Origin of the sequence: Breoghania corrubedonensis, from assembly GCF_003053845.1 — a bacterium.
Taxonomy (GTDB): Bacteria; Pseudomonadota; Alphaproteobacteria; order Rhizobiales; family Stappiaceae; genus Breoghania; species Breoghania corrubedonensis.
On record NZ_QAYG01000009.1, the window covers coordinates 176,717 to 191,086 of the forward strand.

Sequence of the window (14,370 nt, forward strand, 5' to 3'; positions counted from 1 at the left end):
GAGCGGTCATCGTACTGGTTTCGCTACGGCCATTCACGTCGGACAAGCCGCCACCGCCAGGCCCGCCTACCCCAACCTCTCGCCCACCACCAGCATCGAGGCGGCGTCGAAGCCCTTTGTGTCCATCATGTCGGCCACCTGCTTCATCGCGGCCAGCAGAGCCGCGCGCTTTTCCGGCGGCAGGGCGGCGAAGCGCTGGCGGAAGTCGTCGTGCAGCATCGGCGGCGCGGAACCAAGTACCTCGCGGCCGCGTTCCGTTACGCGTGTATGCACGATGCGGCGATCGTCTGAGGAGCGGTAACGCTCCACCAGCCCCTTCGCCTCCAGCTTGTCCAGAATGGTGACCACCGTGGCGGAACTCAGGTCCGAACGCTCCGAAATCGCCCGCGTCGTCACCTCGCCCATGTCGTGCGCCGCCTGCAGCACGACGATCTGCGGGATCGTCAACCCCACCGCCCGCGCAACCTCGCGCGAGCGCAGGTCTATGGAGCGCACGATGCGGCGGATGGACTTGAACACGCCGGCCGCCTCATCGGGAAAATCGGGGCGCATGTCGGCGGGCAATTCTGGGGACAAATCGGTGCGATCCTTCCCGGCCATGCCGGCGCGCGGAGCTTGCGGGTTCGTGTCGCGGAGCGTTGCCAAGAGCGAATTCCACATATTGTTTGAACTCTAATCGATATGCCTCTAACTATATCGCGTCAAATGAAATCGAGAGGTGCCTGACCAGCCATGTGCGGACTTTGCGGCGAGATGAACTTCGACGGTGCCCCGGCATCCGCGTCCCGTGTGGAACGCATGACCGACGCCATGGCCCCACGCGGGCCGAACGGCGCAGGCATCGTGACGCGCGGGCCCGTGGGGCTCGGCCACCGCCGGCTGAAGATCATCGACCTGTCGGAAAAGGCGGCCCAGCCCTTCGTCGATACCGGTCTCGGCCTGACCATCGCCTTCAACGGCTGCATCTACAATTACGAGGAGCTGCGCCGCGACCTGCAGGCCAGGGGCCACGTCTTCGCCTCCACCGGCGACACGGAGGTCATCCTCAAGGCCTGGGCCGAATGGGGCGCGGACGCGATCCGCAAGCTGCACGGCATGTTCGCCTTCGCCATCCACGAGCGCGACAGCGGCCGGGTGATCCTGGTGCGCGACCGCTTCGGCATCAAGCCGCTTTATCTGGCGGAGACGGCCAAGAGCCTGCGGTTTGCCTCCACGCTCCCTGCCCTGCTGGCGGCCGGTGATGTGGAAACTGACATCGATCCCGTCGCGCTGCACCACTACATGACATGGCACGCCGTGGTGCCCGCGCCGCGCACGATCCTGAAGGGCGTGCGCAAGCTGCCAGCGGCCACCATCCGCGTGATCGAGCCGGATGGATCGCACTCGGACACCACCTACTGGAAGCCGGTGTTCGAACGCTCCGAGGAGGACATGCGCCGCTCCGCCGAGGACTGGCGCGACATGGTGCTCGACGCGCTGCGCCTTTCCGTCGACCGCCGCATGGTCGCCGACGTGCCGGTCGGCGTGCTTTTGTCGGGCGGCGTGGACTCATCCATGATCGTCGGCCTGCTGGCGGAGGCCGGTCAGAAGGGGCTCACCACCTTCTCCATCGGCTTTGAGGAGGCGCACGGCGAAAAGGGCGACGAGTTCGTCTATTCCGACCTCATCGCCAAGCACTTCGGCACCAAGCACAACAAGATCTTCATCAAGTCCTCGGAGATGATGGAGAACCTGCCCCATGCCATCGCCGCGATGTCGGAGCCGATGGTGTCTTACGACAATATCGGCTTCTTCCTGCTCTCGCGCGAGGTCTCCAGGCACATCAAGGTGGTGCAGTCGGGCCAGGGCGCGGACGAGGTTTTCGGCGGCTATCACTGGTATCCGCCAATGCAGGGGGCGGCCGATCCGGTCTCGGCCTACCGCGACGCGTTCTTCGACCGCACGCACGAGCAGCTCGCCACCCACCTGCAGCCGCACGCGATGGCCAACCGCGACGAGAGCCTCGCCTTCGTGGAGGCGCATTTCGCACAAGCGGGCGCGGACGATCCGGTCGACAAGGCGCTGAGGCTCGACACCAACGTCATGCTGGTGGACGATCCGGTCAAGCGCGTCGACAACATGACCATGGCCTGGGGGCTGGAGGCGCGCGTGCCCTTCCTCGACCACGAACTGGTGGAGCTTGCCGGCCGCATTCCGGCGCAATTCAAGCTCGACCAGGGCGGCAAGGGGGTGCTGAAGGAAGCCGCGCGCAAGGTGGTACCCGCCGACGTCATCGACCGGCCGAAGGGCTATTTCCCCGTTCCGGCGCTGAAATACATCCAGGGGCCCTATCTCGACATGGTGCGCGACGCGCTCACCAACGACAAGGCGCGCGCGCGAGGACTGTTCCGGCAGAGCTATCTGGACGCGCTCTTCGCCAACCCCACGGAGCACATCACCAGGCTTCGCGGATCGGAATTGTGGCAGGTGGCCATTCTGGAGATGTGGCTGCAATCGCAGGGGGTTTGAGAGCATGAGCGAGCAGGAGAAATCGCGGCGCCGGGCCAAGGCGTCGTACGATCACCGGCTGCGCCGCATGCGCGACCAGGGGCTGAAACCACCGCTGGAGACGACCGAAACGCGCAAGAACGCCTCCATCGATTGCGGCTGGGGGCGGCTGATCTTCGCCGAGACCTTCGAGGACCCGCAGCAGCTTGCCGCCACCTTGCGCGAGGAAGGCCCGGACCGGCGCGACATCGCCTTTTACGTGCGCGATCCGCATGTGCTCTTGTCGTGCGCGCCGCAGGAGCTGTTTCTCGATCCCTCCCACACCTACCGCGTCAACCTCGCCACCTATCGCCCGGCCCGGCGCGGCCACAAGGGCTTCCACGTCCGCCGGCTGGCGACCGAGGCCGACGCCCAGGCCGTCAATGTCATCTACCAGACGCGCGGCATGGTGACCGTGCCGCCGGAGTTCTTCTGGTCGAAGCGTTCGGCCCAGGCCATCACCGTGCTGGTGGCGGAGGATGCGGAAACCGACGAGATCATCGGCACGGTCTATGGCATCGACCACCGCCACGCCTTCGGCGATCCGACCAACGGCTCCTCGCTGTGGTGCCTGGCGGTGGCCCCGCAGGCACGCCACGGCGGCATTGGCGAGGTGCTGGTGCGTCACCTGATCGAGCAGTTCCAGGCCCGCGGCTGCGCGTTCCTCGATCTCTCGGTCATGCACGACAACGAACAGGCCATCGCGCTTTACGAAAAGCTCGGCTTCGAGCGCGTGCCCTTCTTCACCGTCAAGCGCAAGAACCCGATCAACGAGAAGTTCTACGCAGGCCCCGCCACAGACGAGAAACTGAATCCCTACGGTCAGATCATCGTCAACGAGGCGCGCCGGCGCGGCATCCACGTGGAGGTGACCGACGCGGAGGGCGGCTTCTTCCGCCTGACCTATGGAGGCCGCTCGGTCCATTGTCGGGAATCGCTGTCGGAATTCACCTCGGGCGTCGCCGTCTCCATCTGCGATGACAAGGCCGTCACCCGCCGCGTGGTGGAAAGGGCCGGCGTTCAGGTGCCCGCGCAATTCGAGATCGGCGCTGACAACGACGTGAAACCGGCGGGCGACTTCCTGAAGGAGCACGGCTCCGTCGTGGTGAAGCCGGCGCGTGGCGAACAGGGGCGTGGCGTCGCCATCGACCTGACCACCATGGACGAGGTCGCGGCCGCGATCGAGGCGGCGCGCAAGATCTGCGACCGGGTGATCCTGGAGGAATGCGTCGAAGGCAGCGACCTGCGCCTCGTCGTCATCGATTACCGCGTGGTCGCCGCCGCCATGCGCCGGCCGCCGCTGGTCGTCGGCGACGGCCATGCCACCATCGCGGAACTGATCGCCACGCAGAGCCGGCGCCGGCAGTCCGCGACAGGGGGGGAATCCTCCATTCCCGTGGACGAGGAAACCGAACGCTGCCTCGCCGCCGCCGGCCATGCGCTGGACGAGGTGCTGGCGGAAGGCAGGGAAGTGATCGTGCGCCGCTCCGCCAACCTGCACACCGGCGGCACCATCCACGACGTGACCGGCGAGGTACACCCCGTTCTGATCGAAGCGGCCATCAAGGCGGCGCGGGCCATCGAGATCCCGGTAACGGGCATCGATTTGATGGTGAAAAGCCCGCGCCTGCCCGAGTATCGTTTCATCGAGGCGAACGAGCGGCCGGGGCTCGCCAATCACGAGCCGCAGCCCACGGCGGAACGCTTCGTCGACCTCTTGTTCCCGCTGTCGATCCCGCAGGCAAGCCGCGAGGCGCGAAGGAAGTAGAAAGAGGCAAGTTGCCTGTCGAAAGCAGCACCCTCCGGCGTCATCCCGGACGCGATGCAGCATGTAATGCTGCTTCGCAGATCCGGGACCGAGGCATGGTGTCCGCCCTGTGCCAGGCTCCCGGTGCAGGCTCCCGGTGCGGGCTCTAGACAAGCCGAGCGAGATCCCGTGTCTGCACGGCAGCACTGACGTGCCACACCGCGCACGGGATGACGCTCAGAGTATCATTGAAACGACCCAGACGCGGGCGGGCCGGGCGATCCACGACTGCACAGCCCCCCCTGCCCCATCGTGACGCACCAGGAACCAGAGGAAACGCAATCGCCATGACGCTGCTAGCCGTCGATATGGATTATCTCGCCAAGACGTTGCGCGACCTGCTCGCGATCCCGAGCCCGACGGGATACACCGACGCGATCGCCCGCCATGTCTGCGAGGAGCTGGGTCGGCTGGGGCTCGACTATGAGCTGACGCGGCGCGGGGCCGTGCGCGCCGTGCTGCCCGGCAAGAGCCGCCGGCCGGCGCGCGCCTTCGTCTCCCATGTCGACACGCTCGGCGCCCAGGTGAAGTACCTCAAGGACAACGGCCGGCTGGAGCTGGTGCCGATCGGCCACTGGTCCGCGCGCTTTGCGGAAGGCGCGCGCACCACGATCTTCACCGAGCAGGGCACCTATCGCGGCACCATCCTGCCGCCCAAGGCCTCGGGCCACACCTTCAACGACGAAGTGGATACCGCGCCGATCGGCTGGACGCATGTCGAGCTGCGCGTCGATGCGCTGGCCCGCAACAAGGCCGACCTGGAGCATCTGGGCATCGATGTCGGCGATATCGTCGCCATCGATCCGCAACCGGAATTCATGGACAACGGCTTCATCGTCTCCCGCCACCTCGACAACAAGGCCGGCGTCGCCATCATGCTGGCCGCGGTCAAGGCGCTGGTGGAGGCGGGCGAGAAGCCGCCGGTCGACATCTTCTGGATCTTCACCATCGCCGAGGAGGTCGGCCACGGCGCGTCCTCGATCCTTACCCCCGACATCGCCTCGCTGATCGCAATCGACAACGGCACCACCGCGCCGGGGCAGAATTCCGACGAGTTCGGCGCGACCATTTCCATGGCCGACCAGAGCGGCCCGTTCGATTTCCACCTCACCCGCAAGCTGGTGCAGCTGTGCCGGGACAACGACATCCGCTACCAGAAGGACGTGTTCCGCTACTACCGCTCCGACGCGGCCTCCGCGATCGAGGCGGGCGCGGACGTGCGCACGGCGCTGATGACCTTCGGCGTGGATGCCAGCCACGGCTACGAACGCATCCATTTTCACGCGCTGCGCTCGCTGGTTGAGCTGACCTGCTGCTTCGCCGAGAGCCCGATCGCCATCCGCCGCGATGCCAAGGAACACGCGGACCTCAAGGGCTTCACCCGTCAGCCAATGAACAAGGCGGAACAATACCTGACGCCCGAGATCGATGAACCGGAGACGGTGGAAAGCGAATACGAGGCGGAGGAGTAGAGGGGCTCGAACCGCCTGCGGGCGCGCTCGGCGCATTCCACGAGACGACGAGGATGGTACGGGGATGGAATTGCACTATCCCGGCCACACTCTCCCCCCGTCATTGCCGGCCCCGACCGGCAATCCATGCCGTGATCTCCCGGCTCGGGCACAAGCGCGTCTTGCGTGCCATTGCGACCGTCATCTGTGACGATGGAGCACGGCAGGGATGACGACGGAGGGCGCAGAGATGACATAAAGGAGGCGGAATGACGGGAGAGCCTCGCGACGGGGCTGCGGGAAGCCGCGCCTACTCGGCCGCCTTGTGGCCGCCGGAGAGAATGGCACGGGCCTTTTCCGGCGTCATTTCCTCGTAGCGCGCGAGGCTGTGCTGGGCCTGTTGGCCGGTCAGACGCAGGCGGCGCGAGCGCATCTTGACGATCTGCGCAAAGGCCGCCGGCGAAAGCTCCAGCGCCCGGCATAACAGCACCAGCGGCGCGTCGTCACCCTTGAGCATGAGACGCGTCGTCACCGTCTCCGCGACGTTGCCGACCCGCGAGAACAGCAGCGCCAGATCGACCGGCTTGTCGTTCTTGGCGAAAAAGATCGCGACCTCGTCCAGCGTCGCCTCGCCGGAGGTGACGGCGTTGATGGCGCTTTCGGTTTGCGTCTGGGAGGCGCCGAGTTCGCGCAGTTGCGCCTTGACCTCGTCGGCCATGCACTGGGTCAGAAGCTGGATCAGGCGCGGATGGCCGGCGATGCTGTCGAGCCGCTCACGGATCTGGCGCGACAGGAAGGGGATCAGCCGGCGCGCGGGATCGGGCGGCAGATCGTGGCGGCGCACCAGCGATTCCTGCAATTCCTCGTCCTTGCGCGACTTCGCCACGAGCGTATCGAAACTGTCGCTGGACAGCGAGGCGGAGCGGTTGTCGCTCACCGCACGCAGCACGTCGTTCGTACCGCGGCGGACAAGAATATCGGTGACCGGCGCTGTCAGATTGAGCCGCGCGGCCAGTGCCTTCAGGTGATCCTGGGACTTTCGTTCTGCCAGATCCACAAGGTCTTCGGTGTGCAGCACCGGCGAGGCTTCGAGAATGCGCGCGGCGATTTCGATGATCTCGTCTTCGGCCAGCCGCAGTGCCAGTTCGCGCGGCAATAGCTGGTGGTCGCCCAGGCGCTCCGCCAGTTCCAGCCGCGCGGAATCCTCCAGCCGGCTGAAGAAACCCAGCACGACATTGCCGAAGACCTGGGCAAGCTGCTCCGCCTTGGCCCCTTCCACAGCGAGGAAAAGGTCGGTGAGAACATCGATCAGCGCGTTGCGATCGATCTCGTCACCGCTGCTAGCCATCGCGGTCAAACGCTCAAAAGCCTGCATTCCCAATCCGTATCAGCTACATGACTGAACGTAACCTCTCGTCCCGCGCAACGTCGGCGGATACCAGAGACGCAAACGAGGATACATCCCGGAGCATCAGGCTAACGCCTATGGCTTCAGGAAGGATTAACGCCGAAAGGCGAAATGCGGGCCCGTTTCGACCTTTCCCGCAAGAAATCATCCCGGGCTGCGACACTTTTTATAATGCATTGAATCGGGACAGTTATTGACGCCGTTGGAAATTTTTTCCGCCTGAGTTGCTGCACAGCAATATCATTTGTGCTTCTCAACGGCCGTTTCCATACCTACTCTTGAGACTTATCGGCAGTCCGAAAGGGAGGCATTGGAATGACTCTGGACCGCAGTCTCGGCCTTATCATCGTGTGCGCCGCGTTAACGTTCGTCGTCGCGATCGTTGTGGGCGTCCTGTAGTGGCCTGATGAGTTCTTCTCAAGTCGGATGTTAAGTTGAGTTTCGGGGCGCCCCGCCAAGTGGGGCGCCCCGTTTTCGTTTCGTCGTCCGCTCGGGCGGAAACGGTCTGGCGGAAACCGGCCGCCGCGCCCTCAGGCGGCGCGCGAGAAGCTTTCCACGCTGACGGTGATCTGCTTGCGCGCGGCTTCCAGAGCCTCTTCCACCCGGAACATCTGCTCACCGGCGGCGATGACGGTCACGTCGGTGATGCCGACGAATGCCAGCATGTGACGCATGTAACGGGTCGCGAAATCGACCTCGGACTCCACGGGCACGCCGGCCGACGACACGACCAGATAGGCCTTCTTGCCGGTCAGCAGGCCTTCCGGACCGGCTTCGGTGTAGCGGAAGGTTTCGCGCGCGCGGCAGACGAGATCGACCCAGGCCTTCAACGCGGCCGGCACGCCGAAATTGTAGACCGGCACGCCGATGACCACCGCGTCGGCGGCCCGCAATTCGCCAATCAGCGTATCGGAAAGCGCCAGCGCGGCCTTGTGCTCATCAGTGCGCTCGGCCGGATCGGTGAAGTTGGCGGCGATCCAGCCCTGGTTGACGACCGGCAGGCCGACAGCGACGTCACGCGAGATCGTGGTGACATCGTCGTGCTTCGCCTTGAAGGCGTCGACGAGATGATTGGTGAGATCGCGCGAGGTGGAACCTTCGCTGCGGGCGGAGGAGTCGACTTTCAGGATGGTGAGGGACATGTCTCGTTTCCGTTTGACCCGGTTGCAGGCGGGAATTGTTCAAACGGCTGTTTTGCACTTTTTGCGGCGCAACATAAGCCCCTGTTCCTTGAACGCAGCGTTCACACTGAGGTGTCGTGCAAGCCCGAGGGAGCGCGGCCGGGAGCAAGTGGCCTGTCCGTCGAGACGGACGAGCCCGTGCGTTCCGCCTCGAAAGGCGGTGTCCCCTGCTCCGCAGCTTCGCGCGTGCGGCCCCTATTCCGCGGCCTCGCGCGCGTGCGGATTGTAGTTGAGGATCGGCGCGAGCCAGCGCTCCACCACGTCCACGTCCCAGCCCTTGCGCGCGGCATAGTCCTCGACCTGGTCACGCTCGATCTTGCCGATGCCGAAATAATGGGAACCGGGGTGGGCGAAATAGAGCCCCGAGACGGAAGACGCCGGCCACATGGCGTAGCTCTCGGTGAGTCGGATACCGGTTGCGGCCTCCGCATCGAGAAGGTCGAACAGTGTCGCCTTCTCGGTGTGGTCGGGTTGCGCCGGATAGCCCGGTGCGGGCCGGATGCCCTGGTACTTTTCCGCGATCAGATCGGCGTTCGAGAGCTTCTCGTCGCTCGCGTAGCCCCAATATTCGGTCCGGACGCGTTGGTGCAACCGTTCCGCGAAGGCTTCCGCCAGCCGGTCGGAAAGCGCCTGGGAGAGGATCTTGGAATAGTCGTCGTTCTTGTCGGCGAACGACTTCGCCAGTTCCTCCTCGCCGAGCCCGGCGGTCACCGCGAAGCCGCCGATATAGTCGGGGATGCCGGCATCTTCGGGCGCCATGAAGTCGGCGAGCGCCACGTTGTTGCGCCCCCCGCCCGAACGCACCATCTGCTGGCGCAGCGTGTGCAGCGTCGCGCGGCGCTTCGTGCGCGCTTCGTCCTCATAGAGCACGATATCGTCGCCATCCGCCGCCGCCGGCCAGAAACCGATGACCGCATTGGCCCTCAGAAGCCTCTTCCCGACGATCTCCTCCAGCATCCGCTGCGCGTCCTCAAACAGTGCGCGCGCGGCCGGGCCGAAGGTGTTGTCGGTCAGAATGGCCGGATAGCTGCCCTTCATTTCCCACGAGGAGAAGAACGGCGTCCAGTCGATGGCGGAAACGAGATCTTCCAGCGGATAGTTCTCGATCTTCTTCGTGCCGAGGAAGCCCGGCTTTTTCGGCGTGTAGTCGGCGAATTCGGGAACGAACCGGTTGCGGCGCGCCTGCGCAAGGCTGGCACGCTTCTTGTTGTCCTGGCCGCGTGCATGGGCTTCGGCGAGCCTGGCATAATCCTCGCGGATTTCCGCGTAGTAGCTGTCGCGCTCCTTGCCCATCAGCCGCGAGGCAACCCCCACCGCGCGGCTGGCATCGGTGACATAGATCGCCTGCCCGCGCGCGTAGTTCGGATGGATCTTCACCGCCGTATGCACACGGCTGGTCGTCGCCCCGCCGATCATCAGCGGCACGTCGAAGCCCTCGCGCTCCATTTCGGCGGCCACATGGCACATCTCGTCGAGCGACGGCGTGATCAGGCCGGAAAGACCGATGAGATCGACCTTCTCCGCCTTGGCCGTTTCCAGGATCTTCGCCGCCGGCACCATGACGCCGAGGTCGATCACCTCGAAATTGTTGCACTGGAGCACGACGCCGACGATGTTCTTGCCGATGTCGTGGACATCGCCCTTCACTGTCGCCATCAGCACCTTGCCGGCGTTGGAGCGCTCGCCCTCCTGCTTCTCGGCCTCCATGTAGGGCATCAGGTGGGCCACGGCCTGTTTCATGACACGGGCGGATTTCACCACCTGCGGCAGGAACATTTTCCCTGAGCCGAACAGATCGCCGACCACGTTCATGCCCGACATCAGCGGGCCCTCGATGACATGCAGCGGACGCTCGGCCTTCAGTCGAGCCTCCTCCGTGTCTTCCACCACATATTCCGTGATGCCGTTGACCAATGCGTGCTCCAGCCTCTTCTCGACCGGCAGTTCGCGCCAGGCGAGATCGACGACGCGCTGCTTGCCGCCCTCGCCGCGATACCTCTCCGCGATCTCCAGCATGCGGTCGGTGGCGTCCTCGCGGCGGTTGAGCACCACGTCCTCGCCACGCTCCCTCAGTTCCGGATCGAGATCGTCATAGATGGCGAGCTGGCCGGCATTGACGATGCCCATGTCCATGCCGGCCGCGATGGCGTGGTAGAGAAAGATGGAGTGCATCGCCTCGCGCACCGGCTCGTTGCCGCGGAAGGAGAAGGACAGGTTCGACAAGCCGCCCGAAATATGGGCGTGCGGCAGGTTCTCGCGGATCCACTTCGTCGCCTCGATGAAATCGACGGCGTAGTTGTTGTGCTCCTCGATGCCGGTGGCGACCGCGAAGATGTTCGGATCAAAGATGATATCTTCCGGCGGGAAGCCGACCTTGTCGACCAGCACGTCGTAGGAGCGCTTGCAGATCGAGATCTTGCGTTCCTTCGTGTCGGCTTGGCCGTCCTCGTCGAAGGCCATGACGACGACCGCCGCGCCATAGGCACGCGCCAGCTTCGCGTGATGGATGAAGGCCTCTTCGCCTTCCTTCAGCGAAATCGAATTGACGATGCCCTTGCCCTGGATGCACTTCAGCCCCGCCTCAATGACCGTCCATTTCGATGAATCGATCATGATCGGCACGCGGGCGATGTCGGGCTCGGCGGCGACCAGGTTGAGGAAGGTGACCATCGCCTGCTCGCTGTCGAGCAGACCCTCGTCCATGTTGATGTCGATGACCTGGGCGCCGTTCTCCACCTGGTCGCGCGCGACATCGAGCGCGGCGGCGTAGTCGCCTTCGCGGATCAGCTTGCGAAAGCGCGCCGAGCCGGTGACGTTGGTGCGCTCGCCCACATTGACGAAGTTGACCTCCGGCGTCAGCACGAAGGGCTCCAGCCCGGAAAGCCGCATCTGGCGCGGGATTTCCGGCAGGGCGCGCGGCTTGTGCGGGGCGACAGCTTCGGCGATCGCGGCGATGTGGTCGGGCGTCGTGCCACAGCACCCCCCCACCACGTTGACGAGGCCGGCCTGCGCGAATTCGCCGAGCATCTCGGCCATCGCCTCGGGGCTTTCGTCGTATTCGCCGAATTCGTTGGGAAGGCCCGCGTTGGGATAGGCACAGACGAAGGTGTCGGCAGTGCGCGCGAGCTCGCTGATGTGGGCGCGCATTTCCCTTGCGCCGAGCGCGCAGTTGAGACCGATGGTGAAGGGCCCGGCGTGGCGCAGCGAATACCAGAAGGCGGCCGGCGTCTGGCCCGACAGCGTGCGGCCCGACATGTCGGTGATCGTGCCGGAGATCATGATCGGCAGGCGCACACCCTTTTCCCCGAACACCTCCTCGATGGCGAAGAGGGCGGCCTTGGCGTTGAGCGTGTCGAAGATCGTCTCGACGAGAATGATGTCGGCGCCGCCGTCGATCAGCCCGTTCACGGCCTGCGCGTAGGCCTTGGCCAGATCGTCGAACGAAACGGCGCGATAGCCCGGATCGTTGACATCGGGCGAGATGGAGGCGGTACGGTTGGTCGGCCCCAAACCGCCGGCGACAAAACGCGGGCGAGACGGATCGTCCCTCTCCATCCGGTCGCAGGCGGCCCGCGCCACCCGCGCCCCTTCCAGATTGAGCTCGTAGGCAAGCTCCTCCATGCCGTAATCGGCCTGGGCGATGGTGGTGGAGGAGAACGTGTTGGTCGCAACGATATCGGCGCCGGCGGCGAGATACTTGTAGTGGATCTCCTCAATGTCGGCCGGCCGGGTGATGGACAACAGATCGTTGTTGCCCTTCAGGTCGTGCGCCCAGTCGGCGAACCGTTTGCCGCGGAAGTCGGGCTCCTCCAGCCGCAACGCCTGGATCATCGTCCCCATGGCGCCGTCAAGTACCAGAATACGGTCTTTCGCCAGCGCCTTGAGGCGCTCGAGCGTCGGATTGTCTTTGGTCATGATGCCTAACTTGCCGCTCAGGCGGCTTCCTGTTCCGGGGTCTTGGGACGCAGACCGAGAAGATGGCAGATCGCGAAAACAAGATCGGCCTTGTTCATCGTGTAGAAATGGAAATCCGTGACGCCGCGGTCCACCAGATCCATGACCTGTTCCGCCGCGACGGTGGCCGCCACCAGCTTGCGCGTTTCAGGATCCTCGTCGAGGCCTTCGAAACGGTGCGCGAGCCAATCCGGCACACTGGTGCCCGTCTTGGCGGAAAAGCTCGCCACCTGCTTGAAGGAATGGATCGGCACGATGCCGGGAATGATCGGAATGTCGATCCCGGCCGCCCTCACCCGCTCCAGATAGGATTCGAACATGTCGTTGTCGAAAAAGAACTGGGTGATGGCACGCGCCGCGCCTGCATCCACCTTGCGCTTCAGATTGTCGAGCTCCACGCCCCAGTCGGCGCTCTCGGGGTGCCTTTCGGGATAGGCGGAGACCGAAACGTCGAAATCCGCGATACGGCGGATGCCGGCGACAAGATCGGCGGCGTTGACGTAACCGTCGGGATGCGGCTGGTAGGCGGTGCCGATACCGGCCGCCGGATCACCGCGCAGCGCCACGATATTGCGCACGCCCAGCTCCCAATAGGAACGGATGACCTCGTCCACCTCATCGCGCGTGGCGTCGACGCAGGTCAGATGGGCGGCGGGTTTCAGCCCGGTTTCCTTCAGGATGCGCGCCACCGTGTTGTGGGTGCGCTCGCGCGTGGAGCCGCCCGCGCCATAGGTCACCGACACGAACAGCGGCGCGATCGGCGCCAGCTTCGTGATCGATTGCCACAAGCTCTCCTCCATCTTCTCGCTCTTTGGGGGAAAGAACTCGAAGGAGACATGGACGTCGTTTTCACCGGTCTGCCGGGCGTGTCGTTCGTTGGCGTGTTCGATCATGTCAGGCGACTTCCTTGGCGGGCTCGGCGGCGATCTCGGTTTCGGCCCCAAATGAGGGGCGGGATGAAACGTGAGGGTCGCGGGCAAGCCAGAGGGTGACGGTCAGCGGATCTCCCGCATCGGCCGGCCGATCGACCGGCGGCGGAAGATCGCGCACGGAAACGAGCTCCAGACCGGCGGCCTTGAGCCAGCCGGCCATCTGCCCGTGTGAAAAACCAAGCCTTCGATGGGCATGGTCGGTTCTGAGGAATTCAAGCTCGTGCGGCGCGAAATCGACGACGAGCAGCCGTCCACCGGGTTCCAGCGCCCGTGCGGCTTCTGCGATGGCGCCCGGGGCATCCTCAAGATAGTGCAAGACCTGATGAATGGTCACCACGTCGAAGCGCTGGCCGGCAACCGGCAGCGAATAGATATCGCCGTGGCGCACCTGGGCGGAGTGCATGCCGGCGCGCTCGATATTGGCGCGCGCGACGCGCAGCATGTCGTGGCTGGTATCGACGCCGAGCCCGTTCTCGTAAAGATCCGAAAAGATCTCCAGAACGCGCCCCGTGCCGGTGCCAAGGTCGAGCATGCGGCCGAAATGTTCCCTGCCGATCGCCTCGCGCATGGCGTCCTCCACCGCGTCTTCGGCGATGTAGAGGGTGCGAAGGCTGTCCCAGCTTTCCGCATGGGCGCGGAAATAGGCAGCCGCCGCCTCCGCATGGGCGCGCTTGATGGCATCGAGCCGCTCACGGTCGCGCTCGACCACCGGATCGGCCGCATCGAGCCGCGACAGCAGCGCCTCGACGAGACCTCCCTGGGCATTGTCGGCAAGCCGGTAGTAAACCCACGAGCCTTCCGGAAAGCGCTGCACGAGGCCGGCTTCGGTCAGCAGCTTCAGATGACGCGAAATGCGCGGCTGGCTCTGACCGAGAATGGTTGTCGCATCCTTCACGGTCAGTTCGCTCTGCATGAGAAGCGCAAGCAGACGAACCCGCGTCGCCTCACCGGCGGCACGAAGCCCGTTCAGGAGATCGTCAAGCGGCAAGGCGAGATCGCTGAAAACCATCGCTCCGTTCCATAGATGGATATAAAGATATCTTTATACCTGACGCGAGCGACGTTGCAAGGGGGAATGGGCGCGGAAGGGCGACAGGGTTAGCGAACGTCT

9 protein-coding genes are annotated in these 14,370 nt (G+C 64.8%); 3 read left to right on the plus strand and 6 right to left on the minus strand.

Features of this window, described 5'->3' with window-relative positions; all coding sequences use genetic code 11:
- Positions 1-66: 66 nt before the first annotated feature.
- On the minus strand, positions 67-645 hold the full coding sequence (locus tag C8N35_RS19340; RefSeq protein ID WP_245926866.1) for a MarR family winged helix-turn-helix transcriptional regulator: 579 nt from the start codon (positions 643-645) through the stop codon (positions 67-69).
- An 87-nt stretch (positions 646-732) separates the two neighbouring features.
- Here C8N35_RS19340 and C8N35_RS19345 point away from each other — a divergent pair, with 87 nt between their 5' ends.
- The 3 genes from C8N35_RS19345 (at position 733) to C8N35_RS19355 (ending at position 5,805) form a co-directional block, all read left to right on the plus strand.
- Positions 733-2,508: an N-acetylglutaminylglutamine amidotransferase gene (locus tag C8N35_RS19345; protein ID WP_107991364.1), complete on the plus strand. Its 1,776-nt coding sequence runs from the start codon at positions 733-735 to the stop codon at positions 2,506-2,508.
- Positions 2,509-2,512: 4 nt separating this feature from the next.
- A complete protein-coding gene (gene ngg / locus C8N35_RS19350) occupies positions 2,513-4,294 on the plus strand; it encodes an N-acetylglutaminylglutamine synthetase (protein ID WP_107991365.1) in 1,782 nt (593 codons plus the stop codon).
- A gap of 326 nt (positions 4,295-4,620) precedes the next feature.
- Complete coding sequence (locus tag C8N35_RS19355; RefSeq protein WP_107991366.1) at positions 4,621-5,805, plus strand: osmoprotectant NAGGN system M42 family peptidase; 1,185 nt, start codon at positions 4,621-4,623, stop codon at positions 5,803-5,805.
- A gap of 289 nt (positions 5,806-6,094) precedes the next feature.
- Here C8N35_RS19355 and C8N35_RS19360 read toward each other — a convergent pair whose 3' ends face one another.
- The 5 genes from C8N35_RS19360 to C8N35_RS19380 all read right to left on the minus strand — a co-directional run bounded on the left by C8N35_RS19360 (position 6,095) and on the right by C8N35_RS19380 (position 14,268).
- Complete coding sequence (locus tag C8N35_RS19360) at positions 6,095-7,132, minus strand: DUF2336 domain-containing protein (RefSeq protein ID WP_170122179.1); 1,038 nt, start codon at positions 7,130-7,132, stop codon at positions 6,095-6,097.
- A gap of 590 nt (positions 7,133-7,722) precedes the next feature.
- Complete coding sequence (locus C8N35_RS19365; RefSeq protein ID WP_107991368.1) at positions 7,723-8,334, minus strand: FMN-dependent NADH-azoreductase; 612 nt, start codon at positions 8,332-8,334, stop codon at positions 7,723-7,725.
- A 234-nt stretch (positions 8,335-8,568) separates the two neighbouring features.
- Entirely contained in the window at positions 8,569-12,288 is a 3,720-nt protein-coding gene (gene metH / locus C8N35_RS19370; protein ID WP_107991369.1) for a methionine synthase, read from the minus strand.
- Between the two features lie 17 nt (positions 12,289-12,305).
- Positions 12,306-13,220 (minus strand): methylenetetrahydrofolate reductase [NAD(P)H], encoded by a 915-nt coding sequence (metF, locus tag C8N35_RS19375; RefSeq protein ID WP_107991370.1) that lies wholly within the window; start codon positions 13,218-13,220, stop codon positions 12,306-12,308.
- Position 13,221: 1 nt separating this feature from the next.
- Positions 13,222-14,268 (minus strand): ArsR/SmtB family transcription factor, encoded by a 1,047-nt coding sequence (locus C8N35_RS19380; protein ID WP_210203610.1) that lies wholly within the window; start codon positions 14,266-14,268, stop codon positions 13,222-13,224.
- Positions 14,269-14,370 lie beyond the last annotated feature (102 nt).

Bases quoted from the DNA above. Each gene is read 5' to 3' on its own strand.
- C8N35_RS19345 (WP_107991364.1), top strand. From the start codon at position 733: ATGTGCGGACTTTGCGGCGAGATGAACTTCGACGGTGCCCCGGCATCC.
- C8N35_RS19360 (WP_170122179.1), bottom strand. From the start codon at position 7,132: ATGGCTAGCAGCGGTGACGAGATCGATCGCAACGCGCTGATCGATGTT.
- metH (WP_107991369.1), bottom strand. From the start codon at position 12,288: ATGACCAAAGACAATCCGACGCTCGAGCGCCTCAAGGCGCTGGCGAAA.
- C8N35_RS19355 (WP_107991366.1), top strand. From the start codon at position 4,621: ATGACGCTGCTAGCCGTCGATATGGATTATCTCGCCAAGACGTTGCGC.
- ngg (WP_107991365.1), top strand. From the start codon at position 2,513: ATGAGCGAGCAGGAGAAATCGCGGCGCCGGGCCAAGGCGTCGTACGAT.
- C8N35_RS19380 (WP_210203610.1), bottom strand. From the start codon at position 14,268: ATGGTTTTCAGCGATCTCGCCTTGCCGCTTGACGATCTCCTGAACGGG.
- C8N35_RS19365 (WP_107991368.1), bottom strand. From the start codon at position 8,334: ATGTCCCTCACCATCCTGAAAGTCGACTCCTCCGCCCGCAGCGAAGGT.
- metF (WP_107991370.1), bottom strand. From the start codon at position 13,220: ATGATCGAACACGCCAACGAACGACACGCCCGGCAGACCGGTGAAAAC.